Source organism: Pseudomonas sp. NMI760_13, from assembly GCF_021283245.1.
Taxonomy (GTDB): Bacteria; Pseudomonadota; Gammaproteobacteria; order Pseudomonadales; family Pseudomonadaceae; genus Aquipseudomonas; species Aquipseudomonas peradeniyensis.
Genome location: NZ_JAJSRC010000036.1, coordinates 1 through 25,630 on the forward strand (window position 1 = coordinate 1; position 25,630 = coordinate 25,630).

General features: G+C 61.4%; 21 protein-coding genes and 4 tRNA genes. 9 read left to right on the forward strand and 16 right to left on the reverse strand.

The genetic code is table 11. From position 1 onward, the window contains the following. Nucleotides 1-163: 163 nt before the first annotated feature. From avs3b to LU671_RS25940, 8 genes are all read right to left on the reverse strand, one after another. On the reverse strand, nt 164-847 hold the full coding sequence (gene avs3b, locus LU671_RS25905; RefSeq protein ID WP_232857347.1) for an AVAST type 3 anti-phage proein Avs3b: 684 nt from the start codon (nt 845-847) through the stop codon (nt 164-166). Beyond that, on the reverse strand, nt 822-7,082 hold the full coding sequence (avs3a, locus tag LU671_RS25910; protein ID WP_232857348.1) for an AVAST type 3 anti-phage nuclease/ATPase Avs3a: 6,261 nt from the start codon (nt 7,080-7,082) through the stop codon (nt 822-824). Before avs3a ends, avs3b begins: the two co-directional genes overlap by 26 nt. Before the next feature lie 252 nt (nt 7,083-7,334). Then, complete coding sequence (locus LU671_RS25915; protein ID WP_232857349.1) at nt 7,335-7,622, reverse strand: hypothetical protein; 288 nt, start codon at nt 7,620-7,622, stop codon at nt 7,335-7,337. Then, nucleotides 7,619-8,599 carry an integrase domain-containing protein gene (locus LU671_RS25920; protein WP_232857384.1) on the reverse strand — a complete coding sequence of 327 codons (981 nt, stop codon included), beginning with the start codon at nt 8,597-8,599 and terminating at the stop codon, nt 7,619-7,621. The genes LU671_RS25915 and LU671_RS25920 overlap by 4 nt, the downstream gene beginning before the upstream one ends. Nucleotides 8,600-8,882: 283 nt before the next feature. After that, nucleotides 8,883-9,080: a hypothetical protein gene (locus LU671_RS25925; RefSeq protein ID WP_232857351.1), complete on the reverse strand. Its 198-nt coding sequence runs from the start codon at nt 9,078-9,080 to the stop codon at nt 8,883-8,885. Between the two features lie 416 nt (nt 9,081-9,496). Next, complete coding sequence (locus LU671_RS25930; protein ID WP_232857352.1) at nt 9,497-10,819, reverse strand: tyrosine-type recombinase/integrase; 1,323 nt, start codon at nt 10,817-10,819, stop codon at nt 9,497-9,499. A gap of 161 nt (nt 10,820-10,980) precedes the next feature. Further along, a tRNA-Thr gene (locus tag LU671_RS25935) sits at nt 10,981-11,056 on the reverse strand. A gap of 58 nt (nt 11,057-11,114) precedes the next feature. Then, entirely contained in the window at nt 11,115-11,525 is a 411-nt protein-coding gene (locus LU671_RS25940; RefSeq protein WP_062575174.1) for a pilin, read from the reverse strand. Between the two features lie 227 nt (nt 11,526-11,752). Here LU671_RS25940 and LU671_RS25945 point away from each other — a divergent pair, with 227 nt between their 5' ends. Genes LU671_RS25945 through yacG form a run of 4 tightly spaced genes read left to right on the forward strand, consistent with a single transcriptional unit; the run spans nt 11,753 to nt 14,650 of the window. Further along, complete coding sequence (locus tag LU671_RS25945; RefSeq protein WP_232857353.1) at nt 11,753-12,961, forward strand: type II secretion system F family protein; 1,209 nt, start codon at nt 11,753-11,755, stop codon at nt 12,959-12,961. Nucleotides 12,962-12,963: 2 nt separating this feature from the next. Continuing rightward, on the forward strand, nt 12,964-13,830 hold the full coding sequence (locus tag LU671_RS25950; RefSeq protein WP_232857354.1) for a prepilin peptidase: 867 nt from the start codon (nt 12,964-12,966) through the stop codon (nt 13,828-13,830). Beyond that, a complete protein-coding gene (gene coaE / locus LU671_RS25955; RefSeq protein ID WP_110739747.1) occupies nt 13,830-14,453 on the forward strand; it encodes a dephospho-CoA kinase in 624 nt (207 codons plus the stop codon). Before LU671_RS25950 ends, coaE begins: the two co-directional genes overlap by 1 nt. Continuing rightward, on the forward strand, nt 14,450-14,650 hold the full coding sequence (gene yacG, locus LU671_RS25960) for a DNA gyrase inhibitor YacG (RefSeq protein WP_232857355.1): 201 nt from the start codon (nt 14,450-14,452) through the stop codon (nt 14,648-14,650). Before coaE ends, yacG begins: the two co-directional genes overlap by 4 nt. Before the next feature lie 151 nt (nt 14,651-14,801). Here the strand turns inward: yacG and LU671_RS25965 are convergent, their stop codons facing one another. Then, nucleotides 14,802-15,509, reverse strand: coding sequence for an energy-coupling factor ABC transporter permease (locus LU671_RS25965; RefSeq protein ID WP_232857356.1), 708 nt, complete (start codon nt 15,507-15,509; stop codon nt 14,802-14,804). A gap of 86 nt (nt 15,510-15,595) precedes the next feature. Between LU671_RS25965 and LU671_RS25970 the strand changes: the two genes are divergently transcribed. The 4 genes from LU671_RS25970 (at nt 15,596) to LU671_RS25985 (ending at nt 18,398) form a co-directional block, all read left to right on the forward strand. Beyond that, the gene (locus LU671_RS25970) at nt 15,596-16,027 is read left to right on the forward strand and encodes a hypothetical protein (protein WP_232857357.1); all 432 of its coding nucleotides are present in this window, start codon (nt 15,596-15,598) and stop codon (nt 16,025-16,027) included. Between the two features lie 55 nt (nt 16,028-16,082). Then, the gene (locus LU671_RS25975) at nt 16,083-16,712 is read left to right on the forward strand and encodes a DUF1780 domain-containing protein (RefSeq protein WP_110739751.1); all 630 of its coding nucleotides are present in this window, start codon (nt 16,083-16,085) and stop codon (nt 16,710-16,712) included. A 132-nt stretch (nt 16,713-16,844) separates the two neighbouring features. Next, a complete protein-coding gene (locus tag LU671_RS25980; protein ID WP_232857358.1) occupies nt 16,845-17,018 on the forward strand; it encodes a DUF3094 family protein in 174 nt (57 codons plus the stop codon). Between the two features lie 84 nt (nt 17,019-17,102). Next, the gene (locus LU671_RS25985; protein WP_110739752.1) at nt 17,103-18,398 is read left to right on the forward strand and encodes an NAD(P)/FAD-dependent oxidoreductase; all 1,296 of its coding nucleotides are present in this window, start codon (nt 17,103-17,105) and stop codon (nt 18,396-18,398) included. Between the two features lie 124 nt (nt 18,399-18,522). Here the strand turns inward: LU671_RS25985 and LU671_RS25990 are convergent, their stop codons facing one another. From LU671_RS25990 to rluD, 7 genes are all read right to left on the reverse strand, one after another. After that, the gene (locus LU671_RS25990; protein ID WP_232857359.1) at nt 18,523-19,059 is read right to left on the reverse strand and encodes a dihydrofolate reductase family protein; all 537 of its coding nucleotides are present in this window, start codon (nt 19,057-19,059) and stop codon (nt 18,523-18,525) included. Nucleotides 19,060-19,160: 101 nt separating this feature from the next. Beyond that, a tRNA-Lys gene (locus LU671_RS25995) sits at nt 19,161-19,236 on the reverse strand. 6 nt (nt 19,237-19,242) lie between these two features. Beyond that, nucleotides 19,243-19,319: transfer RNA gene (locus LU671_RS26000), tRNA-Pro, on the reverse strand. 4 nt (nt 19,320-19,323) lie between these two features. Further along, a tRNA-Asn gene (locus LU671_RS26005) sits at nt 19,324-19,399 on the reverse strand. 471 nt (nt 19,400-19,870) lie between these two features. Continuing rightward, nucleotides 19,871-22,435, reverse strand: coding sequence for an ATP-dependent chaperone ClpB (clpB, locus tag LU671_RS26010; RefSeq protein WP_232857361.1), 2,565 nt, complete (start codon nt 22,433-22,435; stop codon nt 19,871-19,873). A 258-nt stretch (nt 22,436-22,693) separates the two neighbouring features. After that, entirely contained in the window at nt 22,694-23,431 is a 738-nt protein-coding gene (gene pgeF, locus LU671_RS26015) for a peptidoglycan editing factor PgeF (protein WP_232857362.1), read from the reverse strand. Continuing rightward, nucleotides 23,428-24,390, reverse strand: coding sequence for a 23S rRNA pseudouridine(1911/1915/1917) synthase RluD (rluD, locus tag LU671_RS26020; protein WP_203648040.1), 963 nt, complete (start codon nt 24,388-24,390; stop codon nt 23,428-23,430). Before rluD ends, pgeF begins: the two co-directional genes overlap by 4 nt. A gap of 149 nt (nt 24,391-24,539) precedes the next feature. Here rluD and LU671_RS26025 point away from each other — a divergent pair, with 149 nt between their 5' ends. Further along, nucleotides 24,540-25,559: an outer membrane protein assembly factor BamD gene (locus LU671_RS26025; RefSeq protein ID WP_050703667.1), complete on the forward strand. Its 1,020-nt coding sequence runs from the start codon at nt 24,540-24,542 to the stop codon at nt 25,557-25,559. Nucleotides 25,560-25,630: the final 71 nt, after the last annotated feature.

The window sequence follows — 25,630 nt, forward strand, 5'->3', positions numbered from 1 at the left end:
CGGGTTGTAAATGAGCATTCCGAGGCTGTTTTCAACGCAGCATCACCGAGTATCAAGGCTTTTCACACAGAGCCTAGGAAGGATTGGTAGCATCGAGTTGCCTAGGAGTTCCTGTTATGTCCGCCAGCGTAAGCTGTTTCGCTGAAGTGCGAGACCTCGTTTCTCACCCACCCAATTCCTCGGTATCTTGAGGGAGCGTGCTTCTCATATCGCCGGCGAGGACCAAGGCTGCTTCCGCAAAACTCTCCAGTCGACCAATTCGATCGAGCATGGCTTGTCGTTGGGCCTGCTCTTGGCTCTTCAGCAGACCTCCTGCGACGAATCTTGAGACCCGCAATTCCACGGTTGCTTCCAAGCCACCCGTGACGACCTCTTCTAACCATGGGTTGACTACATTGACGGACCGTTCGGCGGCAACGCTGAGTGCATAACGGATCAGTTCCCTAGCTGCCCGGTCAATTCCAATCGCAAAGTCGAAGAGCTCCTTCTCGTCCTCTGAAGCACCTTCAAGCTCTTCGCTGGTGGGCGGGCGCGCGAAAAACCTGAGTTCATCTGCTTCATTCACCCCTAAAGAATTGAGGGTGCGTAGCAGCGGGTCTAGCTCCCTCAGCGGTCGCATGTACGGAGGCAATGTGTAACGGTGTGCCCAGAGTTTCAGGATGACATCCAGGCACTCCGCAACCGCTGAATCTCGTACAGTTTCGGACGCTTCCTCAGCAGCGGAAATTTTCTCGGCTACTAGGTGCGCCATCCATTGGGCAGTGACATCATCGCCGAGCATCAAGCCGGCAACGATCCGCTTGCCGAGCTCGATTACAGCCTTAGAGCGATCTAGTGATTCCATCATGTCCGATCAAATAGTAGCGGTTGTAGGGGTAGTTATAGAAGGAGTAGTCATCGTTGTCAGTCTTGTCTTTAGGTGGTTTGCGGCGGACCTTGACGCAGACGACCAGAGATGTGTTCGGGTGTCCATTCAACAGTGCGCGAATGAACTTGTCGTCGGCGCTGAGCCGAGTGCCGTTCAGGACATCGCGCTCCTCGCCGTAGCCCGTGCTGCGCGACCACGATTCGCTTCTCGCCCTGCCACCGTCTGGTAGCGTCCACGATCGCGCCTCTGGATCCATCATCGGATTCAGGGCTTTGAGGATTTCTTGACAAGGCTGCGGGCCCGGGTTGTCCACCCTGCCAGCCCATGGGTCATATTCATCAAGGCTCATCGAGTCGCTTCCCGACTTCACCCAGCCGAGTAGCCTCAGCTCTGGATCATCAACATCCTCCCGGTTATCGTTGTGATCCGCGTCTGGAAGGTAAATCTCTCCTGGGCTAGGGCTCGTCTGCATTGCGGCTAGAAGGGCATCCGCATGGCAAGAAGGAACGAGTACAGACCTTACCGACACCGTTTCACCATTGGCCGCATCGGTGGTCGTCCAATGGCCCCAGAGGACCGTCATGCCGTCGTCTGTTGTCAGTTGGTCATCCAGGTACTGTCTATCAACTTGCCAACACCATGAGCTATCAGACCGATCGCCACCCGACGAGGCGACGTTCACTATCTCGGGATCGCGCCGGTCTGCAAGCCACCGATCATCACCGCGAGTGAGCAACTGTCCTCTCAACCAATCGTCGAACGGATCTTTTTCCTCATCAGCGCGACGGCGTACCGGCTTTGTCTCCAAGAGCTGGCCAGCGACGAACATCATAGCGTGGTAGGACTGATAGACGACGCAATCCTCTACTCTGGGCATACTTCCATGCGAGTGGCTTGTCTCTCTCCCTCGGAAGAGCCCACGCTCATAACGTTGATCATCGACGCGACGGCGAGGCCCTAGCGACATGCGACCACGCAAGACTGCCCGTGCTTGTTGTTCGATCGACTGCTGATTCAAACCGAATACGCGGCCCAACGGCGCGAACCAATAGGGGCCGATGTCGATGCCAAAAAAGTACCTCTCGTCGTCGTCCACGGCTTCGTCATCCGACGCATTGTCATCGACGATCCCGTACTCGCTATGGTCGTAGACGTCCTTGGGCAGCGCAGCGCGGTTTGCGGCGTTCGCAATGTCGAGCAAATCCGATGACAACATGTGGACTTCATGCAGGCGTCTCAATGCATCCGAAGCGAAGTGCCGGATAACGACGTGCTGCTCCCGTGCGCAAGAATCAAGGAACGCGAGAAAAGGAGTAACGGCACGAGGTACATCCATGGCGCCCCGTGCCAAGGCAATACAGAGCCATTGGCGGGCATGCCACTCATAAAAAACCAGGCCGCGGTCGGCAAATGGCTGCGGGTCAGCTCCCGATGCGCGAGTGGCCAGCGCGGACAACAAGGATCGCCAGTCGAGCTCAAGACAGTTGCGGACGCAGTGGGCGTGTTCCCAGCGTTCCGCAGTGGAGGGGCGCGCCAGACCCGCCCATAAGTAGCCGGCCAAGGCCTCCTCGCAAGAGGATGACGGTGCGAGCGAGTCGTTCCACGGGCCATCGCCATCATTGCCCTCAAGAATATCTTCAAGCAGGTCTAAGCCGAAGTTCAACACCTCATCGGCCTCGTCGCTGGTCAGGTGTCGCGAGAGCGGCTCCACCAGATGGAACAAGTCGTTCGCATCAAGGGCGTCGAGCTGCGACAGGTATCCCTTGATCCGAGCTGACGCTACGTCCTTCTCCGCGATGATGCCTTCTGCGTAGAGACCATCAAATGGGCCCTTATAGCCCCAACCGCGACGCCCCACGCGGTTGGGTTCGCTTGCAGCCAGCAAAAGGGCTGCCTTTCTTAGTTCGTTGCGGACGGACAGGAGCCTCTTGCTCGCATCGGGGAGGTGCCTAATGACGTCCATGAAGCTGAACACACTGAACTCGTCGACCAACTGGAGAGCTCGGAGGTATCCGTCGAACTCCGACAGTTTCGCGCGCCGACAGCCTTGCTCATAGAACTCGCTAGCGTACGAACGACCATTATTCGTCTTGAGCGATCGCCGTGCTGCAACAACCGCTGCTGGGTCACAGAGATCGACGCCGTTGAAGATGGCATCCCAGTCTGGCTCTTTCACCTCTTTACGAGGACCCGACCGGGACGTGAAAGCAGCAGTCACCGACTCACCAGCCTCTTTGGGCACAGATGCCTGCAGTAGCCTCTCCAAATCTGGAAGCGACATCGCCACGGAGTCGGCCAGAACCTTGAGTTTGCGCCAGGTGGGCGTTTCGTGGGTCTGGATGCGGAGGAATCGGAAGGCGATCTGCAGGATTGATCTTTTCCGACTGTTGTCGGATTCCGCCTCAATGGCCGCTTTGATGTCGCTATCGCGCTTCCATCCCGCCTCGGTACCACTCAAGGCCACCGCTGCCTTTTTTGGAAGAAGCCCTCGTTCGATCAGACTGTAGATTGCGACGGGAAATAGCTCGCCAGCAACGCCGAACTCTCGATCGCGCCAACGGCTAAGAATTGCGAGACTGGATGAAGGACAAAGGCCGACCAAGCCCTCGACCAACCGGTCCCAGTCCATGTATTTGTCTCGGGCCATGTGCTCGTAGCTGAGCTCGGCAATACGTGACAGCCGATAGGCGGTCTTAGGTCTGGCCTGGTCCGGGCGATGCGCGGCGTCCAAGAGATCCAAGAACGTTGTCCATCGAGAGAGGTGTTCCTCTCCGATCTTACTGGCGATGTCGATCGCCTTGTCGAAATAAGCAGCCGCTTCCGACTTGCTCACGCAAAAGATGGCGCGCGCCAGCTCCTGAAGATCGTCAACCTGTGCCTCCGCATCGCTGCGCGACGCGATGATCTGATCGAACGCCTTAGAGCTGAGCTGCAGTGACAGATCGCCCATCCCTGCTGTTCGCGCAGCGATGTGGCACATCCTCGTGAGAGTGCTCGAGTAGACGCGGCCATTAGTGTCGACCCACTTCAGTAGCGCGTCGACCTGAGCGGGCTCAACGGAGCCCGCATCGCGAAGGATCTGTACCCATTCGATGGCAACAGCCTTCTCCAAATTGAAGTTCCGCTGATAGTCACGTGACGAAGCAGATTTCGTATGTCCCAGCGCAAGCTCGACTTCGTGATCAAGGTTGGGAGACTTGCGGCCGCAGGCGATCTCAGCGGCCAAGACGAACCAAGGTAGAATGCCCCCTGTCACTTGCTGCAACTGTGACGCTTGTCGGCTCTTTACGGGAGATCCCTTCGTCTCAAGTTCAATGCGGATATCCTTGGGCGCCAGATCAATCAACTCAATCCGTTTTCCGCGTAGCGCGGCTTCCAAAGCGTAGGCCCGAATGAAGTCTGCTCGCTCGTCATCGAAGTCATGGAGTTGGTGAGGCGGATCTTCTGGCAAATACCGGCGCAACGTCTCCGCCCAAGTCGCATCGTCGCGCGGGAGGCACCGGAGCGCCAGCGTGATTGCAGACCGAACTCCGTCCAGTACGCTGTTCCCAGACCGCCATGAGAAATGCTCCTCGGGTAATTTGACCTTAGGGTCGACCAAGATGCCCATCAGATGGCGCAGCGGCTCCGCTGGCAACAGATGTGCAACCCGGACAGCTTCAGTTGCTAGGCCCAGCAGCATCCAGGCATCTCCCTCAGCGTGCTCGGCAAGTTCATCCATTCGCTTAAAGTCGCCAACGTCCGCAAGTCGAGCGGCCACGCACTTCGTGGCTCTCAGTACGGTGGATTTGAGATTCCATGCTTTCAGAAATTGCGCGGACTCCGCAGGGCCCCGCAATCTCAGGACTCCGATAGCAAGCTCGGCGATGTCGGCGTCGTCGATCTTGTCCTCTTTGCGGCGTTTGGGTGGCAGCTTGCTCCAAGCGATCAAAGACTCCCATGCCATGCGCAACCTACTTATCGCCTCAGGGATGAGGTCTTCGTTTCCGGCAAGCAGCACCGCCTCATACGCGTGATGCGAGCCAAGGAATCCACCGCCGAACGTGCGTCTGGAAACCATTTCTTCGATGCGATCTGGCGCAAGCAGAATGCTGGCAATATCAGTGTTCTGCTGGATGAGCGTGTTCTGGCGAGCCTCGCCAGCTACCTCACCACCGACTTTCAGCGCCAGCTTAGCGGCGGCAACATGCCGCCCCTGCTGCAAGCATGCTCTGAGCGCGAACATCAGTCGTTGCAGCTCGACGTCTCGTCGTTCCAGCGGGTTGAGCTCTGGCAAGCTCTCGTTCGAAAGCGCCAGAGCAATCAGCTCGTCCATACGACCGGCAGACAATAGCAACTGCGGCAGCGCGGCTGCCACGTATGAACTGGTTACCGCAAGTGGCTTGAGCTTCGTAAGAAACGCATCAAGCGAAGCCGCATCGGGCTTGAACGTCTCGTTGAACCAGGTCTCTGCAGGCTCGTCCATGAAGTGCAGACCTGAGTCCTTGACGAACAGCGGTCGCCCAAATTCAGTGGCAAACGTACGAACGGCGCTCTCTGGGACGCCAGCAATCTGCGCCAAGATAGAAATGGGTACCAAGGGCCGGAGCACCGCTAGACCCTTGCAGATGAGGTCTATCTGATTCGCTTCTGTCGGCCCCCATTCGGCTTTCAGCCTGTCGATAGCTTTGGTAAGCAGGCCTCCGATCGCGTGCTGGACAGTTGTGGGTGTTGGTCCTAGGGTCCTCAGCATGTCGCCGATGGATGGCTTTCCCTCCATCGCCAGTGCTTGAACGCGCGGGTTATCGCTACTGAGAAAGGCGAACTCTGCAGCCTCCGCGTCCGTCGCCTCGGGATAGGTCAGTCGCAGGTGTGTGGCAGTCTCAGCCTTGGTGAACGACTCCAGTTTAATAATGATGGTGTTAAGCGGAGCACCCAGGTGGCTCTGCCGGTGTGATCGGCATGTGAATACCAACCGCACCCCGTCGGGCATGTCCGTATTGATCAAGTCCTGGACAAAGGCACGCTCACCGATCTCTTGTGCAGCCATGCATGCGTTATCGGCCGCGTCGACGATGATGCAAAGGCTCGCCTGAGGCTTGCGGGCTTTAAGAAGATCAATGGCTTGCTTGAGCCGAGATACGAAGGCCCGCATGAACTGCTTGGAGTCGGTGCCGCCGGACGGAATCAATGGCAAGCAAAGCTGCAGTCCTGATAACTCGTTCGCGATCTGGACGAGAGCATCGCGGTATCGATGGCGATACTTCAAGGCTTGGCGATAAGTGCCATCGCCGAAGCAGTCGTACAGAACCGCCACTGACCCAGCAGGCATGGCACGAGCCAGGTGAGCAGAAAGAGTCGACTTGCCAACACCGCCGTCTGCATGGATGACTACGGGGCGTTGTGCAGTGAGAATCTTGGCCAAGATTTCTGCGTGTTGCGCTCGAGGAAGCACCTGCTTCGGTTCCGAGATCAACAAGGGCGCCGGCAGAAGATCGATTTCGGTCACCTGCAGTGCGCGGAGTACGTCGTAGAGCCGGACAGAACGATCCTTCGCGCCCTCATCGGTTGCCCGGCGGGTGACCAGTTCCTTCAGTTGGAGCGCGGCCTCGGTGTCCGGTCCGGACAGGTACGAGCTCAGGTCTCGACTCAGGAGGTTGCGCTGTTCCCATAGATCCGGTTCACCAGCTTCAACCGAGAACGCGGAGAAGAAGCTCTGTACGTTGCTGCCAGCCGACACCGCGTAACGTTTCAGCAACTCGTCTATTTCAAGGTGCCGCGGCGCTTTCGACCCCGCTGCGATATCGGCCAGAGCCTCAAGAACAGTTCCGTCCATGGGTCTGTTTGTCAGAAAAATGAACCGAACCTTCTTCGCCAAAGCGTCCAAGCCAAGCGACGCCTCCAACTCCTTGAAACGTCCTGCAAAGCCCTCGATGGTTCCTTTGAGGCCGCTTACCGTCCAAGGAACGTGCGCTTGCCTGGACGAGTGTTTGAGCTGCACATAGCGGATGGACTTTGCCGCTATGACATCTTCGCTACCGTAATAAAGGCCGACGTCGATGACCTCGTCGCCGACAATTGTGGAGGCAACCCCCTCGTCCAGTGACGCCCCTTCGATCGCCACCGCCACCAGGTCACCCGCCACGGCAAGCAACCCGAGGCATTGCCGGGCGGCCCATTGATAATGGAACTGGTCGCCACTTCTAGAGGGACCTACAGAACCTTGCTTCGCCATATTTTCTGCACTCCCTGCATCCGCCTTTCAACGGAGTTTACAGGACCGAGATGTCCTTGGCGGACCTGACTACGGCCAGCTCCGACCTTCAAGGGCTGCGGAACCGCTTTCGGGCGTCGAGGTTGGTAGAATGAAGGCTGCCCCAGCTACATAGCAGACGTTGACCACGGCGGCTCAAACGACTGCAATCGGCCGGTAGTAGCCCTGCTCCACCACGGCTACGTGTTGAAAGCTGTTGGTCAGTACTATCAATCAGGCCTTCGCTTGGCACTTGAAGACCCATGTTTTTTCTAGACGACGAACTAGTAGTTGCATGGTCAGCAGATAGTAATACCGAGTCGCCACGCATCGCCTAGCCAGGCGATGCTCAAGAAACCAAAGTAGATGCTTTCTCTGCCAAGCCCAGGGTGTTTCCAGCTGCCAGCGCTGAGATATCTCGGCTTGGATGAGCTTTGCTTGCCGTAAATGGCGCTGTCGCGTTGCGTGCGACCCAGTCAGCACGCCGGCCAAGAACAATTCCATATCGAATGGTTTACTCATGTGCATCCTCCAATGTAGGCAGCGACCACATCGATCCGAGCATGCCCCAGCTCATAGCTGATCTGCCTTCGGGCCTCACGATCAAGGTTCCTATCTATCTGGCAACACTGGCCGCCGTTGATGGGTGCGTGGTGTTGAGTAATTTGCTCATGGCGCTCACACGCGTACGCCGCTCGTAGCTCATGAAAGCCTTTGAGCTTGTGTGCATGCAGCACGTCTCGCGCTGGACGGATGATTTCCTGCAGAACATTCCGATAGCTTTCGTCTGGCGCAATCAGGTTGCGGCTACTCGCAGGCGACACCTGCCGTGCAAACCCAAGTGCGTTTTGAACATGGTGGTCCACCGCAATCCATCGTGGCGCTGAGGCGCCAGCTCGGCCGCCTTTGGTGCCATCCTGGATGTTGATCCTGCCTAGGTCGTGAGCCTCACGGCTGAGCCGTGGCAAGTCGGCTAGGATGGCCTCACGTAAGCGCATGCCGGTGGCTCGCGCCAATAGGACAATTGCGGCGGCCCGTTGCTGATGATCGCGGCAAAGCGCATTGACAATCTGCTTAACCTGGTCGCGGTTTTGGCCCTGAGGCACCGACTGTCGACCCCCGGTGCGCTGCATACCCAACGCCTTGCTCGGGCTTGGCACCTTTACGTACTGATCACCGCGAAGCGCCGCCATGGTCCTGTTAACGCTGGATAACCGGTTTTGCGCGGTGCTGACGGCGAGATCACCGCGCTTAACAATGTCGCGCAGATACGCCGCGTAGTCGGCCAATACCTTTCGATCAATCTGCCGCGCATCATTGATACCGGGCCCCTGTTCGGAGCGGCACCACTTTACGAATGCCAACCACCGGTCACAGTGCGCTTTGACCGTTCCGTAATGGCCACTGCCGAACATGTCTTTCAGTGCCTGCGGTCCTGCATAGCTCAATTGCCTACCGTAGCCAAAATTGCGACCGTTGCGCCTACCCACCAATCCCATGTCGGTCACCTCATCGTTCGCTCTCCGATCCTCCCCCCACGTCATCCCGCCAAGAATGCTGAGTGTTATCAGGGATCAAGGCCCCTGCGACCTGTGGGGAATGTCCTCTACGCGGGACTGGCGGCTCCTTACGTCCGGGAGCAAGGGCATCTCATGATCTGGCCTCCTGAACACCGTTACCGGTGGGCGGGTGGAGGCAGTGCTGGCTGACTAAACCAGCGCCTGAAGATCCTGAGCCAGGTGCAAGCAGCAATGCGATGACCGGGGCATGCCTGACTGTCAGTCAGGTGCAGTCCATTCCCTGGTCTGCGGCACCATCATCTACAGCGCTGTTGCTGGTGACATCGGCGTTTGTCACGCCGATTGTCACGATGGGGATTGCCGCAAAGCCTTGTGCGATCAGGGCTGCAGCAGTGTTGGAAGTGCCCGTCTCTTTCCAGAAGAAAGAGACGGGCACAGGTTGGCGCAAAAATTTGGCCAAGCGGATAGGTTGCTGCAGGGCAGCGAGGTACAGAGTATCTGGCGCACGAGCGCCATATGTATAAGAGCATCCATCACATGGGTAGTGACCGGGCGAGCTGCCGGATGCGAATCGCCCTTGGGGAGAACCACCGCCAGAGCGGCGTGACCTTTAAGGCTCGGGTCACCTGGGGTGCTGTCAACGACAGCCTTTGCACTGTCTTTTCTACGCCCGCAATCCGAGAGGGTCAAGCGACTCGCCCACTGGATTTTGCAGTTGAAAATGGCATTGGGCGTGTACGGAATCCCGTGGTTTCCAGTGGCCGATTGGGTGCTTTTGATTTTTTAGGTGAGGTCCATCCAAACAGGGCGGCTTTGCAGCCCTGTTTGGATGGACCCGCGTGGAAAGCGGATCACCGAAAATTCGAAGCCGGGCACTCACTCGACTGCGCCACGCCTTGCTCTTAGGCTAGAAACGTTTGCCCCGGTCTGATTCGCGAACTCATGCGGCGAGATATGCTCCTGCCGGTTCGCTTCAAGGTAACGGCTCCACCAACTCATGATCATTCGCCGTTCCTCCAGGAACTCGGCCTTGTGGATATACGCCGCCCGAACATTGTTGCGTTCCCTGTGGCTCATCTGCCGTTCGATAGCCGTCTCTGACCACAGCCCGGATTCGACCAAGGCACTGCACGCCATGGACCGGAAGCCATGCCCGCAGATTTCGGTCTTGGTGTCGTAGCCCATGTTCCGCAAAGCGCTGTTGACCGTATTTTCGGACATAGGCTTCCACGAGCGAGCGTCACTAGTGAACACCAGATCGAAGTACCCCGTGATCGCATGAATCTGTTCGAGCAACGCCACCGCTTGCGGTGAAAGCGGGACCAGGTGGATGTCACCCGCCATCTTCGTCCCCCTTGTGGAATACGGGACGCCGTCCAACGCGGGCCGCGTATCAGGTATTTCCCATATACCGCGCTTCAGGTCGAACTCACTCCAACGTGCGAAGCGCAATTCGCTGGACCGGACAAACACATGCAGGGACAGCATGACTGTCAGTCGAGTGAGCGTGCGCCCCTTGTAGTTCTCGATGCGGTCCATTAACTCTGGCAAACGTGACAGCGGGAGTGCAGGTCGATGCGTAACCCGTGGCGCGCTGATGAAGCCCTCAAGGTCATATGCAGGGTTCACCGTGATCAACCTCAGTCGCTTCGCCTCACGCATGATGCTTTGAAGGTAGTTTTGTACCCTTAAAGCCACATCGATCGTGCCACGCTTCTTGACCGCCTCAAGCGGCTGCATGAGGTCGAAGGTATCCAGATCAACGATGGCACGTGCGCCTAGCAGCGGGAATACGTGTGTCTTCAAGCGACTCAACACGGTCCTCGAATGGCCAGGCGCCCACTTCACGGACATTTCCTTATGCCAGTCCAAGGCAACGCGTTCGAATGTGTGGCCTCTGACAACCGCCTCGGCCTTGGCCTGCTGCTTGGACGCAATCGGATCAATACCTTCAGCCAGTATCCGCTTAGCCTCCAGACGCTTCTGCCGAGCATCTGCAAGCCCGATGACGGGATAGTTGCCAAACGAGGTCAGCCCCTCTCGCCCATCCGGTTTCACATACCGTAAGCGCCAGCCTTTGCGGCCATTGGGGTAAACAAGGAGGTAAAGACCGTCACCGTCGAAAAGCTTGTAGGGGCGGTCAGTAGGTTTGGCCGAGCGGCATGCGGTGTCGGTCAGGGGAGCAGTAGTACGAGCCATAAGGGTAAACCCCTTTATCGAATCGACTTTATCTCAAACGTTACCCCTAAATCGGCTGGCAGCTGTCGGATTCCGACGGAACGCCATAACGAAAAAACCCGCCAGAAGGCGGGTTTTACGGGGGTTCCAGAGATTTTGGTAGCCTTCGCTGGAACCTGAACTGGTGCCGGAGACAGGAATCGAACCTGCGACCTTCGCGTTACGAGTGCGCTGCTCTACCGACTGAGCTACACCGGCGTGTTGCGCAACGTACCATTGCCGTGTCCGTTACGCAAACCCCTGTTTCACCTCACTTTCACGGCGCCTTGCAGCCATTCGGCGCGAGGTCTTCCTCCACCGTGGTCACGCAGCTCCACCCCGCCTGGGTGCGGGCCAGGGTCACGGTCTTGCCCAGCACATTGGCCGGTGCATCGGCCAGGGTGCAGGCGATGCTGGCGGTGCCGTCGGCCGCCGTGCCGCTGGCGGTGATCGCGCAATGGGCGGTGGCGGGCTGGCCGCCGAGGCTGGCGACGTCGGGCACGTCCTTGCCTTCGTTCAGGCGGATGTCCATCGGCGTTTTCAGCGCGGAGATTTCCAGCAGCGCCGCCGCGGCTTTGGCCCGGGCCTGGTGGTTGGTGTACATGGGGATGGCGATGGTCGCCAGGATGCCGATGATCGCGACAACGATCATCAGTTCGATCAGGGTGATACCTCGTTGCCCTTTCATGAACGGTCTTCCTTCGTAATACATGGAGGCGCGGTCGGCGCATTTCATCTTGGGTTGCGCCCCGGCCGGCAGGCGCGCAGTAGGCCTGAACCGACACCTTTTGTCACCCCTGCACGGCAGGGCTTCATCTTCGCTGAACTACTCTAGTGAGCGTCATGGAAACGCGCCCGCCCTCGGGCCCGGCAAGCTGTTACGGGGCTTGTCGCCGCACTGCAAAGGACCTTCGCATGCCACCGTCTACCCGCCTCTACGCCTGGGAGGGCATCGATGCCTCCGGCGCTCGTCAACACGGCCAGCAACCGGGGCGCAGCCCGGCGTTCGTGCAGGCCTGGCTGCAACGTCAGGGCATCCGGGCTACGCGGGTGAGGTTGGCGGGTGGGATTCAGTGGCGTTGGCCGCAGCGGGCGGGCAAGGCGGATGCGGCGGGGTTCAGCCGGCAACTGGCGACCTTGCTGACGGCGGGGGTGCCATTGTTGCAGGCGTTCGAGGTGATGGCGCGCAGCACGGTGGACAGCGGCATGGCGGCGTTGCTGCCGCGGTTGAAACAGGATGTGGCGGCGGGGCTTGGGCTGGCGGAGGCGTTGCAGCGGCATCCGGCGTGGTTCGATGCGCTGTACTGCAACCTGGTACGGGTGGGCGAGCAGTCGGGCACGCTGGACCGGCAGCTGGAGCAGATGGCGGGGATGTTGGAAAAGCGCCAGGCGCTGCGGCAGAAGGTGCGCAAGGCGATGCTGTATCCGGCGCTGTTGCTGCTGACCGGGCTGGGGGTGGCGGCGTTGTTGTTGCTGGAGGTGGTGCCGCGCTTTCAGGGGCTGTTCGCCAGTTTCGACAAGGCATTGCCGGCGTTTACGCAATGGGTGATCGATTTATCCACAGGGCTGGGCAATCACGTGGGGTGGCTGGTGCTGTTGATAACTGTATTGGGGGTTGGTGGGCGGGAGGTTTATCGGCGGCATTTGCCGGCGCGGCTGTGGATGGTGCGCTGGGGGCTGCGGGTGCCGGTGGTCGGCACCTTGCTTGGGCAGGCGGCGTTGGCGCGGTTTGCGCGCAGCCTGGCGACTTCTTATACAGCGGGCGTGGCGTTGCTGGATGCGCTGGCAACGGTGGCGCCGGTCAGTGGCAACTGCCTGCATGAGCAGGCGATCCTGGCGTTGCGCCAGGGCGTGGCCAATGGGGCCAGCCTGCAACAGGCGATGGAGGCGGACGGGCTGTTCCCGCCACTGCTGCGCCAGCTGGTGGCGGTCGGCGAGGCCAGCGGCACCCTCGACACCATGCTGGACAAGGCCGCGCTACATTACGAAGAGCAGGTGAGCCAGGCGCTGGAGCAGTTGACCACGCTGCTGGAGCCGGCCATCGTACTGATCCTCGGGCTGCTGGTGGGGGGCCTTGTCGTGGCGATGTACTTGCCAATCTTCCAGTTGGGTAGCCTGATCTGAACATGAATGCCTGGGCCGTAATCGTCGATCATCCGCCGTTCTTTTATGCCCTGGCCGCGGTGCTGGGGTTGCTGGTGGGCAGTTTTCTCAATGTGCTGGCATATCGGCTGCCGGTGATGCTCGAGCGCCAGTGGCAGCGGGAGGCGCAGGAGGTGCTGGGGCTGCCGCAGGCCGAGCACGAGCGCTTCGACCTGTGCCTGCCGGCGTCGCGTTGCCCCCACTGCCAGCGCCCGATCCGGGCGTGGGAAAACATTCCGGTACTGAGTTACCTGGCCTTGCGCGGACGTTGCTCGGGGTGCAAAGCGCGAATCAGTGCGCGTTATCCACTGGTGGAGCTGGCCACCGCCCTGCTGTCGCTGCTGGTGGCCTGGCATTTCGGGCCGGGGGTGGAGGCGCTGGCGGTGATGCTGCTGACCTGGGGCCTGATCGGCTTGAGCCTGATCGATGCCGAGCACCAGTTGCTGCCGGATGTGCTGGTGCTGCCGCTGTTGTGGCTGGGGTTGGTGGTCAATGCCTTCGGGCTGCTGGTGCCGCTGGCCGACGCGGTGTGGGGCGCGGTGGCGGGTTACCTGAGCCTGTGGACGGTGTACTGGGTGTTCAAGCTGGTGACCGGCAAGGAGGGCATGGGCTTTGGCGACTTCAAGCTGCTGGCCATGCTCGGGGCCTGGGGTGGTTGGCAGATTTTGCCGCAGACTTTGATGCTGGCCTCGCTGGTAGGGGCGCTGATCGGGCTGACGCTGGTGCGTCTGAAGCGCACGCAAATGGGCGCTGCGCTGCCTTTCGGGCCATATCTGGCCATTGCGGGGTGGATCGCCGTGCTCTGGGGTGATGAAATAGTCGCTTCTTACCTGCAACTGCTTGGAACCTGATGAGCACAGCGCCTTTCACCCCCTGGATTCTCGGCCTGACCGGCGGCATCGGCAGCGGCAAGAGCGCCGCCGCCGAGCGTTTCGTCGAGCTGGGCGTGCACCTGGTCGATGCCGACCAGGCCGCGCGCTGGGTTGTCGAGCCGGGGCGCCCTGCCCTGGCCCGCATCGTCGAGCGCTTCGGCCCCGGCGTGTTGCTTGAGGACGGCCAGCTCGACCGTGGCGCCCTGCGCCAGCAGATCTTCGCCGACCCTGCACAACGGCAATGGCTGGAGCAGCTGCTGCACCCGCTGATCGGCCAGGAGATCTTCAGCTACCTGGCCAAGGCCGAGACGCCCTATGCGGTGTATGTGTCGCCGCTGTTGATCGAGTCGGGGCAGTTCAGCAAGACCCAGCGCATATTGGTGATCGATGCGCCGACCGAGTTGCAGGTGCAGCGCACCCTGCAGCGGGACAACACCAATCCTGAGCAGGTGCAGGCGATTCTCAAGGCCCAATTGGCCCGGGAAGAGCGCCTGCGCCATGCCGATGACGTGGTGGTCAATGATCGTGACCTGCAATCGCTGCACGACGAAATCGACCGCCTGCACCACTTTTACCTGACTTTGCGAGGAGGCCAGCCATGAGCCAGCCGATGACCGTTGAATGCCCGACCTGTGGGGCGCCTGTGGAATGGGGGGAGAAGAGCCCGTTCCGGCCGTTCTGCTCGGACCGCTGCAAGCTGATCGACCTGGGGGCCTGGGCGGCCGAGGAGCACAAGATTGCGGGGGCGGAAGAGTCCGAGGATGAGTTGTATTCGGGGGATCTGGAGCCGCGGCATTGAGGCAGGTGCTTTTGGAACGCTGATTGGTTCGACGTTGTTGGGGCCGCTTTGCGGCCCTTTCGCGGCACAAGGCCGCTCCTACAGGGGAATGCGACCGCCTGTAGGAGCGGCCTTGTGCCGCGAAAGGGCTGCACAGCAGCCCCAGAAAGCATCACCGTTCTTCATCCTTCCACGGCGCCTGCAAATAACGAGTGCGGTTGAACGTCTCCAGCCACTCGGGGCAGAACACCACCAGGGCACTGATCACGGCGCCATTGATAAACGCCTCGGGGAACATCATCAGCCATAGATAGCCAACGAAGTCGCTGAGCCACTCCGGCATGGCGAAACGCTCGTCCATCCACAATATCCCCAGCCCAGCCGCCAGGCACACCAGTACGGTCAGCGCGGCGGGGAAGAACCCGCAACAGAAGATATACACGAACAGGTTACGCGGCTGGGCGCGCTCGACCAGGATCGCGCACACCTCGGTGACCAGCACCGGCAAGCCGACGATCAGCAGGCCGTTGACGCCGATGGCGGCGAGGTCCTGGCGGCCGAGCAGTAACAGGCCGAGCTGGGCGAGGAAGCCGCCGAGCACCGCCAGCGGCCAATCCAGCAGCAGGGTGACGGCAGTCATGCCGATAAAGTGATACGACACGCCGGTGTCGAAGTCGCGCCGCACCAGCCACAGCACGAACAGGCAGCACACCGTGCCGAACAAAAGGTGCTGGCGGCGGGTATCGGTAAACAGCTCCACCCAGCGCGTGCGGCTGGCGGCCCAGACCAGCAGGGGCACGTAACCGAGCCAGCCAAGGGTGAGGCTGGTGCTGGACAAGACCTGTGCGCTGATCACCTGAACAATATCCCTTTCAGCCATGTGGACAAGCCTGAGTCTACACCCATTCTCCCTTTCGTCCGGTTGCTATAGGCTGACACCTCCTTTCGCTGCAGGACGCATCCCCGATGACCGAAGGCATCAACCTACCCTTGCTGCTGGGCGCGCTGTTCAGCGCCATCGCGGGGGTACTGCACCTGATGGTCATCGCCGTGGGCCCGCGCTGGTACCGTCTGTTCGGCGCAGGCGAGCGCATGGCCCGGGCCGCCGAACAAGGGCGTGCCTACCCTGCCCTGGTCACCCTGCTTATCGCATCGGTACTGCTGGTCTGGGCCGCCTACGCGCTGTCGGCAGCCGGTGTGATCGCGCCCTTGCCGTTGCTGATGCCGATCATCTGCCTGATCACCCTGGTGTACCTGGCCCGTGGCCTGCTGGGGCCGCTGTTGCTGGCCGGCACCGGGCGCAGCCGGCGCTTCATCGCGGTCAGTTCGGCGATCTGCGTGGGCGGTGGGCTGCTGCACTTGTTCGGGGTTGTCCAGCAATGGCTGGTACTGGGCTGATTCCCACGCACAAACAGCATCTTACCGTCATCAATTAGCGACTAAGCTTGTCCCCATGGATGACTCAGACTATCTGCGCCTGCTTACCATCCAGGCCGAACAAGCCAATGCGTTCCTGTCCAATGCCCGCAAATGGGAACGCGAGCGTTGGGTCTGCCAGCGCCTGCTGCAAGGGCTGAACATTCCCTACCGCAGCGAGGACTTCACCCCGGCCGGGCAGGAGCCACCAGACGTGCTGTTCCGCGACGCGGCGTTCGAGGTGTTCTTCGTGCTCGACGAGGGCCGGCGGCTCAACGATGAATGGCGCGAGGAGCTGCAACGGCGGCGCAGCGCGTTTTCCCTGGCCCAGCTGGTGCGCCGCGAGCAGCGGCCCCGGCGGATCAGCGCCCAGGAACTGCTGGCGCGCCTGGCGCCCACCTTGCGCAAGAAATCGCACAACTACCGCGAACGCGGGCTGGACCTGGGCGAGCTGGACATCATCGCCTTCTCCAGCCTCAAGCGCGAAGTGCTCGACCTCAACAGCCATTTCCCGCCGCCCACCGAATACCTGCGCCAGGGCTGGCGCTCGCTGTCGCTGGTGGGGCCGACCTTCGCAAGGGTGTTGTTCGCCCACCCGGACGCGCCGGATTTCCTGCGCGGCAACCTGGGGCGCAGCATCGTGTTCGACGTAGGTATCAGTCTTTGATCCAGTGCCGGGTGTCTTTGCGATCACGTACACTCGGCGCCAGGGATAGAAAGCATTATCATTCGACCTATGCGTTTGCGTGAACGCTGTGGCGTACACGCAGTCACAAACGTCTATCTGACGAGGCCCACCATGACCAGCCGCCTGAATCCCGAAGATCAGCGTCGCGTCGATGAGTATCTGAGCGCGCCCCAGCATCAAGTCGAGCGCAGGCCCTTCCGGCCGTTGCTGCTCCTGTTGTTGGTGGTGGCCGTGACCATCGGTCTGGGCCTGTTGAGCCGCCTGCTGAGTAGACTGGTGCTATGAGCTGCCTTGCGCTCGCCCGCCCCTCATGCCGGACGCGGCCGGACCTTGTGTCCACGAATTCCGTAAAACTTGTGAGATATCCCCATGACTCATCGCATCGTGATTGTCGGCGGCGGCGCCGGCGGCCTGGAACTGGCGACCCGCCTGGGTAAAAGCCTGGGCAAGCGCAAACAGGCCGAGATCACCCTGGTTGATGCCAACCTGACGCACATCTGGAAGCCCCTGCTGCACGAAGTGGCGGCCGGTTCGCTGAACTCCTCGGAAGACGAACTGAACTACGTGGCCCAGGCCAAGTGGAACCACTTCAACTTCCAGATGGGCCGCATGAGCGGCCTGGACCGTGAAAGCAAACTGATCCAGCTGGCCGCGACCCTCGACGACGAGGGCCGTGAGCTGTTGCCTGCGCGCACCATCGGCTACGACAGCCTGGTGATCGCCGTGGGCAGCAACACCAACGACTTCGGCACCCTGGGCGCGGCGCAGCACTGCCTGTTCCTCGACAGCCGCAAGCAGGCCGAGCGCTTCCACCAGCAGCTGCTCAACCATTACCTGCGTGCCCACGCGGGCGATGTGGCCAGCGAGAAGATCAGCGTGGCCATCGTCGGTGCCGGCGCCACCGGCGTGGAGCTGGCGGCCGAGCTGCACAACGCCGCCCACGAACTGGCGGCCTACGGCCTGGACAAGATCCAGCCGAAGGACATGCACATCACCCTCATTGAAGCCGGCCCACGGGTACTGCCAGCCCTGCCGGAGCGCATCAGCGTGCCGGTGCACAAGACCCTGGAAAAACTCGGCGTGACGGTGATGACCAACGCCGCGGTCAGCGAAGTGACCGAGGATGGCCTGAAGACGGCGGCCGGCGAAGTGATCCAGGCCAGCCTGAAGGTGTGGGCGGCGGGCATTCGCGCGCCGGGCTTCCTCAAGGACATCGACGGCCTGGAAACCAACCGCATCAACCAGCTGGTGGTGCGCCCGACCCTGCAGACCACCCGCGACGACAATATCTTCGCTTTCGGCGACTGCGCCGCCTGCCCGCAGCCGGGCAGCGACCGCAACGTGCCGCCACGGGCCCAGGCCGCGCACCAGCAGGCTTCGCTGCTGGCCAAGAGCCTGAAGGCGCGCCTGGAGAACAAGGCGCTGCCGACCTATGAGTACAAGGACTATGGCTCGCTGGTGTCGCTGTCGCGCTTCTCGGCGGTGGGCAACCTGATGGGTAACCTGATGGGCAGCGTGAAGCTGGAGGGCTGGCTGGCGCGGATGTTCTATGTGTCGCTGTACCGGATGCACCAGATGGCGTTGTATGGGTTCTTCCGCACGGCGATGATGATGCTGGGTAGCAAGATTGGGCGCGGGACTGAGCCGCGGCTCAAACTGCACTGAGGCTTTGAGATTTTGGGGCTGCTGCGCAGCCCTTTCGCGGCGCAAGGCCGCTCCTACAGACGATCGCGTCCCCCTGTAGGAGCGGCCTTGTGCCGCGAATGGGCCGCAAAGCGGCCCCAGCGATTCACCTGACCACGCGATACGTGCTCTGCACAAACCCACTCTCGTAACTGGTCGTCCTCATGTGCTGCAACAGCACATCCTTCGCCAACCCGCCAAACAACGGAATCCCCTGCCCCAGCAGCACGGGAATACGGGTGATGGTCATCTCGTCCACCAGCCCCTCGCGCAGGAACCCCTGAATCAGCTTGCCGCCATCCAGGTACAGGCTTTTCGCGCCCGTGGCCTGCAGGTGCTCAAGCAATGCCGGAATCGGCCCGGGGTGCAGCTCGACCTGCCCCGATACGCCCTTGGGCAAGGCCTCGAGGGTGCTGCTGACCACCACAACACGCGTATCCGGATACGGCCACTCGCCAAAGGTCATGACCTTGTCGAAGGTCCCGCGCCCCATCACCAGCGTGTCGACGCCCGCCATGAACCCGGCGTAGCCATGGTCGTCGGTGGATTGGGTGGCGCCCATCAGCCAATCGAGGCCGCCGTCTTCACGGGCGATGTAGCCATCCAGGCTGGTGGCGATGAAAACACGGGCTTTGAGGGACATGCGTGGCGCTCCTGCGGGCAAAGGCCACAGGGTAGCAAGGGTGGGAATATAAATCGCGGACAAAAGAAAAAGGGCATCTCATTCGAGATGCCCTTTTTACATGGTGGGTCGTGTAGGATTCGAACCTACGACCAATTGGTTAAAAGCCAACTGCTCTACCAACTGAGCTAACGACCCGGAAAATGGTCGGGGTGAGGGGATTCGAACTCCTGACATCCTGCTCCCAAAGCAGGCGCGCTACCGGACTGCGCTACACCCCGAGATTGGCTCCGCGACCTGGACTCGAACCAGGGACCCAATGATTAACAGTCATTTGCTCTACCGACTGAGCTATCGCGGAACTGAACTTCGGTACATCTTTACTGCTTCGAAGCCTGTGTTAGCTTCGAACTCTTTAGCTGCTTCGCTTTCGCGTTGTCGCTGCTGAGGCCGGCTATTCTACATTCTTCGTTTTGCTTGTCAACCACTTTTTTTCGTTCAACTTACTGATTTGTAAGTTGTTTTGCGATCCCCGATGTTGCTGGTGATTCGCTCAGTGCCTGACAGCGGGGCGAATATTAGGGGCACTCTGGATTTTGTGCAAGCATTTTTTTCAAAAATTTCAGCAAGTTATCTGGAAAGCCCGAAAAGGCCCGGTTTTTCTGGGCCTGTACCGGCCTCTTCGCGGGTAAACCCGCTCCCACAGGTACCGCACCACGATCAAAGCTTGTGAGATCCCTGTGGGAGCGGGCTTGCCCGCGAAGAGGCCAGCACAGGCAAACACATAAAAAAGAGCCCCGCATGTGCGGGGCTCGTCCATGGCTGCTAATGATCAGGCGAAGACGATTTCCTCGCCCTGCACCTTCGCGGTGATCGCCGCACCCGGCAGGAACTCGCCAGACAGGATCAGCTGCGCCAGCGGGTTCTCGATCCAGCGCTGGATCGCACGCTTGAGCGGCCGTGCGCCATACACCGGGTCGTAACCGACGGCGATCAGCTTGTCCAACGCGTCCGGGCTCAGGCTCAGGCTCAACTCGCGCTCGGCCAGGCGGCCACGCAGGCGGCCAAGCTGGATCTCGGTGATACCGGCGATCTGCTCGCGGCCCAGTGGCTCGAACACCACCACTTCGTCGATACGGTTGATGAACTCCGGACGGAAGTGCGAACCCACCGCGTCCATCACCGCCGCACGCTGCGCCTCGCGGTCACCGGCCAGTTCCTGGATCTGCGCCGAGCCCAGGTTGGAGGTCATCACGATCACCGTATTGCGGAAGTCCACGGTACGGCCATGGCTGTCGGTCAGGCGGCCGTCTTCCAGCACCTGCAGCAGCACGTTGAACACATCCGGGTGGGCCTTCTCGACCTCATCAAGCAGTACCACCGAGTAAGGTTTGCGACGCACGGCCTCGGTCAGGTAGCCGCCCTCTTCATAGCCCACGTAGCCTGGTGGAGCGCCGATCAGGCGAGCCACGGAGTGTTTCTCCATGAACTCGGACATGTCGATGCGCACCATGGCCTCTTCGGTGTCGAACAGGAACTCGGCCAGTGCCTTGCACAGTTCGGTCTTGCCCACCCCGGTAGGCCCGAGGAACAGGAACGAGCCGCTGGGGCGGTTCGGATCGGACAGCCCGGCGCGGGAACGGCGCACAGCGTTGGCCACGGCGGTCACCGCCTCGTCCTGGCCAATCACCCGTTCATGCAGCAGGCTTTCCATCTTCAGCAGCTTCTCGCGCTCGCCTTCGAGCATCTTGGCCACGGGAATGCCGGTCCACTTAGAGACCACTTCGGCGATTTCTTCCTCGGTCACCTTGTTGCGCAGCAGCTGGTTGTCGGTCTTGCCGTGCTGGTCGACCATCTGCAGGCTGCGCTCCAGGTCCGGGATTACCCCATACTGCAACTCGGCCATGCGGCTGAGATCGCCCTTGCGGCGGGCGGCTTCCAGCTCCTGGCGGGCCTGCTCGATCTTCTGCTGGATCTGCGCCGAGCCCTGCACCTCGGCTTTTTCCGAGGCCCAGATCTCTTCGAGGTCGGCGTACTCGCGCTCCAGGCGGTCGATTTCCTCGGTCAGTTTCTCCAGGCGCTTCTTCGCGGCTTCGTCTTCTTCTTTCTTCAGCGCCTGGGATTCCACCTTCAGCTGGATCAGGCGACGGTCGAGGCGGTCGAGCACTTCCGGCTTGGAGTCGATCTCCATGCGGATGCGGCTGGCCGCTTCGTCGATCAGGTCGATGGCCTTGTCCGGCAACTGGCGGTCGGTGATGTAGCGGTGGCTGAGCTTGGCCGCGGCGATGATCGCGCCATCGGTAATGGCCACCTTGTGGTGCACTTCATAGCGTTCTTTCAGGCCGCGCAGGATGGCGATGGTGTCTTCCTCGCTCGGCTCTTCCACCAGCACTTTCTGGAAGCGGCGCTCGAGGGCGGCATCCTTCTCGATGAACTGGCGGTATTCGTTGAGCGTGGTGGCACCGACGCAATGCAGCTCGCCACGGGCCAGGGCCGGCTTGAGCATGTTGCCGGCGTCCATGGCGCCCTCGCCCTTGCCGGCGCCGACCATGGTGTGCAGTTCGTCGATGAACAGGATGATCTGGCCTTCCTGCTTGCTCAGTTCGTTGAGCAGGCCTTTGAGGCGCTCTTCGAACTCGCCGCGGTACTTGGCGCCAGCAATCAGTGCGCCCATGTCCAGGGCCAGCAGGCGCTTGCCTTTCAGGCCATCGGGTACTTCGCCGTTGATGATGCGCTGGGCCAGGCCCTCGGCGATGGCGGTCTTGCCCACGCCGGGCTCGCCGATCAGCACCGGGTTGTTCTTGGTGCGGCGTTGCAGCACCTGGATGGTGCGGCGGATCTCGTCGTCACGGCCGATCACCGGGTCCAGCTTGCCTTCTTCGGCGCGCTTGGTCAGGTCGACTGTGTACTTGTCCAGGGCCTGGCGCGATTCCTCGGCGTTGGCGTCGTTCACCGCCGCGCCGCCGCGCAGGTTGTTGATGGCGTTCTCCAGGGCCTTCTTGCTCACGCCCTGGCCGAGCAGCAGCTTGCCGACCTTGCTGTTCTCGTCCATGGCGGCGAGCAGCACCAGTTCGCTGGAGATGAACTGGTCGCCCTTCTGCTGGGCCAGGCGGTCGGCCTGGTTGAGCAGGCGCGCCAGGTCCTGGGACATGTTCACATCGCCCGTGGGGTTCTGGATTTTCGGCAGCTGGTCGAGCTCCTTGGTCAACGCCTTGCGCAGGCTGTTGATGTCGAAGCCGACCTGCATCAGCAGCGGCTTGATCGAGCCGCCCTGCTGGTCGATCAGCGCCTGCAGCAGGTGCAGGGGCTCGATGGCCGGGTGGTCCATACCCACGGCCAGGGATTGGGAGTCGGATAACGCGAGTTGCAGCTTGCTGGTCAGTCGGTCTATTCGCATGGGGGATACCTTCCTTTAAAGGGCAGGCGGAGCGATGGACAGCACCTGTAATGAAGAACCTGCCTGAGATGACCAATAGATAAGGGTGATTCTGGAAGATTCAAGCGTAGCGGGGTTGACAGAGGTCAGCTGCCGGGGAGATGGCCGGGGGCGCTTTGCGCCCCTTTCGCGGCACAAGGCCGCTCCTACAGAGGACTCCACTCCCCCTGTAGGAGCGGCCTTGTGCCGCGAAAGGGCTGCAAAGCAGCCCCGGCGTTCTTAAGGCTGCAACCAGACCAACGAAGCAAAACGCCCACCCTGCGGGGTGCGGCGATAAGAGAAGAAGCGTGGATCGCTGACCGTGCAGAACCCGCCACCATAAACGGCGGTAACGCCACACGCCGCCAGGCGGATCCGCGCCAGCTGGTAGATATCGGCCATCAGCTTGCCAGGACGCTCGCCGTCAACAAAGGCTGCGGCGGCCTCGGGATGCACGGCGGTAAAGGCATCGCGCACTTCCATACCCACCTCGAACGCCTGCGGCCTGATGGCCGGGCCCAGCCACACCATGACCTCTTCAGGCGCCAGCGCCAGGCGGTCGAGGGTGGCCTCCAGCACGCCACCGGCCAGCCCGCGCCAGCCGGCATGGGCAGCTGCCACACGGGTACCGGCACGGTCGCAGAACAACGCGGGCAGACAATCAGCGGTCATCACGGTGCAGGCAATGCCCGGCTGGTCTGTCCAGCTGGCATCGGCTTCGGCAACCACGGCGGGATCGGCATCCGCCACCACCAGCCCGTGCACCTGCTTGAGCCAGGCGGGCTGGATGGCGAATTCTTCGCTCAGGCGACGACGGTTCTCGGCGACCGCCTGCGGGTCATCGCCCACATGGTCGCCAAGATTGAAGGATTCATAGGGCGGCAGGCTGACGCCGCCCTCGCGGGTGGTGACACAGGCGCGAACCGAGGCCGGGGCCGGCCAGTCGGGGAGGATCAGCGACTGCGCCAGGCCACTCATCCGATGAAGCTCTCGCGGTCCTGGTCGAGCAGCGACAGCAACCACTGGAAGTCATCTGGCAACTCCGACTTCCATTCCATGCGCTCACCCGTGGTCGGGTGGTCCAGCGCCAGGAAACGCGCGTGCAGGGCCTGACGCGGGAAGTGCTTGACCGCCTCGACCATGGCCACGCTGGCGGCCGGCGGGATGCGGAAGCGTGCACCGTAGGTCTGGTCGCCGACCAGCGGATAGCCGACATGCGCCATGTGCACACGGATCTGGTGGGTGCGCCCGGTTTCCAGCTTGACCCGCACATGGGTGTGCGAACGGAAGCGCTTGAGCACGCGGTAGTGGCTGACGGCCGGCTTGCCGCCCTCGGTCACCGCCATGCGCTGGCGCTCGCCGCCGTGACGGCCGATCGGCGCGTCGATCTTGCCGCCGGCGATCACCACGCCGACCACGATGCACTCGTAGATGCGGCTGACCGAACGTTTTTGCAGCTGGTCGACCAGGTTGGTCTGCGCCTGCAGGGTCTTGGCCACCACCATCAGACCGGTGGTGTCCTTGTCCAGGCGGTGCACAATGCCGGCGCGCGGCACGTTGACGATGTCCGGCACATGGTGCAGCAGGGCGTTGAGCAAGGTGCCATCGGGATGACCGGCCGCCGGGTGGACCACCAGCCCGGCGGGCTTGTTGATCACCAGGATCTGGTCGTCCTCGTAGACGATGTCCAGCTCGATGTCCTGAGCCACCCATTCGCCCTGGGCCTCCTGCTCGGCTTCGAGGGCCAGGATGGAGCCGGTGTGGACGGTGTCGCGCGGTCGCAGCACCGCGCCATCGACGGTCAGGCGGCCATCTTTGATCCACGAGGACAGGCGCGAACGCGAGTACTCGCCGAACAATTGGGCGGCGACCTGGTCGAGGCGTTGGCCGCCCAGTTCGGACGGGACCTCTGCGCTAAGTTGAATGATCTCGGACATGCTCGAATCGACGGGCGTTCAGCCTTTGGTTTCGGCTGCGCGCTTGTGGTTAAATACGGCTTCTTTTGCCCCGGGGTTTGGCCGGGGGCGCTCATCATAACAGGACGGCACCGCCCAAGACAGCGGCCGTCAAAGGGACGCAAGCCGCCATGCAAGTGAAACACCTGCTGCTGATCGCCATCCTCGGGCTCACCGCTGCCTGTTCCTCGAACAAGGAAGTCATTGACGAGAACCTCAGCGAGGCCGAGCTGTACCAGCAGGCGCAGGCCGACCTGGACAACTCCAGCTACACCAGCGCCGTGAACAAGCTCAAGGCCCTGGAATCGCGCTACCCGTTCGGCCGCTACGCCGACCAGGCCCAGCTCGAGCTGATCTACGCCAACTATAAAAACTCCGAGCCCGAGGCCGCCAAGTCCGCCGCCGAGCGCTTCATCCGCCTGCACCCGCAGCACCCGAACGTCGACTACGCCTACTACCTCAAGGGCCTGACCTCGTTCGACCAGGACCGTGGCCTGCTGGCGCGCTTCCTGCCGCTGGACATGACCAAGCGTGACCCGGGCGCCGCCCGCGACTCGTACAACGAGTTCGCCCAGCTGACCAGCCGCTTCCCCAACAGCCGCTACGCCCCGGACGCCAAGCAGCGCATGATCTACCTGCGCAACCTGCTGGCCTCCTACGAGATCCACGTGGCCAACTACTACCTGAGCCGCGAGGCCTATGTGGCCGCCGCCAACCGTGGCCGCTACGTGGTCGAGAACTTCCAGGAAACCCCGTCGGTGGGTGATGGCCTGGCGGTGATGGTCGAGTCGTACCAGCGCATGCACCTGGACGAACTGGCGGCCACCAGCCTCGAGACCCTCAAGCTCAACTACCCGAACCACCCGAGCCTGGTCGATGGCCAGTTCGTCGCCAAAGTGGATGAAAACGGCAACCGCTCGTGGCTGTCCAAGGCCACCCTGGGCCTGATCGACACCCAGGCGCCGCTGCCACCGGGCGAGACCCGCGCCAACCAGGACGTGGTCAAGCAGTTCCAGGATGCCCGCTCCGAGATTCCGCAGGAGCTGCTGCCCAAGGACGAGAACGGCGACCCGATCCTGCCGGAAGGTCCGAAGGAAGCCGAGAAGGACCGCTCGTGGTTCAGCTACATGACCTTCGGTCTGTTCGACTGATACCACGCACGCAAAGAAAGGGAGGCCCGAGGCCTCCCTTTTTTCATGCCTGCGTCCTAGACTGTCGGCTT

Bases quoted from the DNA above. Each gene is read 5' to 3' on its own strand.
- LU671_RS26025 (WP_050703667.1), top strand. From the start codon at position 24,540: ATGCAAGTGAAACACCTGCTGCTGATCGCCATCCTCGGGCTCACCGCT.
- LU671_RS25980 (WP_232857358.1), top strand. From the start codon at position 16,845: ATGACCAGCCGCCTGAATCCCGAAGATCAGCGTCGCGTCGATGAGTAT.
- avs3a (WP_232857348.1), bottom strand. From the start codon at position 7,082: ATGGCGAAGCAAGGTTCTGTAGGTCCCTCTAGAAGTGGCGACCAGTTC.
- coaE (WP_110739747.1), top strand. From the start codon at position 13,830: ATGAGCACAGCGCCTTTCACCCCCTGGATTCTCGGCCTGACCGGCGGC.
- LU671_RS25945 (WP_232857353.1), top strand. From the start codon at position 11,753: ATGCCACCGTCTACCCGCCTCTACGCCTGGGAGGGCATCGATGCCTCC.
- LU671_RS25990 (WP_232857359.1), bottom strand. From the start codon at position 19,059: ATGTCCCTCAAAGCCCGTGTTTTCATCGCCACCAGCCTGGATGGCTAC.
- LU671_RS25930 (WP_232857352.1), bottom strand. From the start codon at position 10,819: ATGGCTCGTACTACTGCTCCCCTGACCGACACCGCATGCCGCTCGGCC.
- LU671_RS25970 (WP_232857357.1), top strand. From the start codon at position 15,596: ATGACCGAAGGCATCAACCTACCCTTGCTGCTGGGCGCGCTGTTCAGC.
- avs3b (WP_232857347.1), bottom strand. From the start codon at position 847: ATGATGGAATCACTAGATCGCTCTAAGGCTGTAATCGAGCTCGGCAAG.
- LU671_RS25965 (WP_232857356.1), bottom strand. From the start codon at position 15,509: ATGGCTGAAAGGGATATTGTTCAGGTGATCAGCGCACAGGTCTTGTCC.
- LU671_RS25915 (WP_232857349.1), bottom strand. From the start codon at position 7,622: ATGAGTAAACCATTCGATATGGAATTGTTCTTGGCCGGCGTGCTGACT.
- LU671_RS25975 (WP_110739751.1), top strand. From the start codon at position 16,083: ATGGATGACTCAGACTATCTGCGCCTGCTTACCATCCAGGCCGAACAA.
- LU671_RS25950 (WP_232857354.1), top strand. From the start codon at position 12,964: ATGAATGCCTGGGCCGTAATCGTCGATCATCCGCCGTTCTTTTATGCC.
- LU671_RS25985 (WP_110739752.1), top strand. From the start codon at position 17,103: ATGACTCATCGCATCGTGATTGTCGGCGGCGGCGCCGGCGGCCTGGAA.
- LU671_RS25920 (WP_232857384.1), bottom strand. From the start codon at position 8,599: ATGGGATTGGTGGGTAGGCGCAACGGTCGCAATTTTGGCTACGGTAGG.
- pgeF (WP_232857362.1), bottom strand. From the start codon at position 23,431: ATGAGTGGCCTGGCGCAGTCGCTGATCCTCCCCGACTGGCCGGCCCCG.
- clpB (WP_232857361.1), bottom strand. From the start codon at position 22,435: ATGCGAATAGACCGACTGACCAGCAAGCTGCAACTCGCGTTATCCGAC.
- rluD (WP_203648040.1), bottom strand. From the start codon at position 24,390: ATGTCCGAGATCATTCAACTTAGCGCAGAGGTCCCGTCCGAACTGGGC.
- LU671_RS25940 (WP_062575174.1), bottom strand. From the start codon at position 11,525: ATGAAAGGGCAACGAGGTATCACCCTGATCGAACTGATGATCGTTGTC.
- yacG (WP_232857355.1), top strand. From the start codon at position 14,450: ATGAGCCAGCCGATGACCGTTGAATGCCCGACCTGTGGGGCGCCTGTG.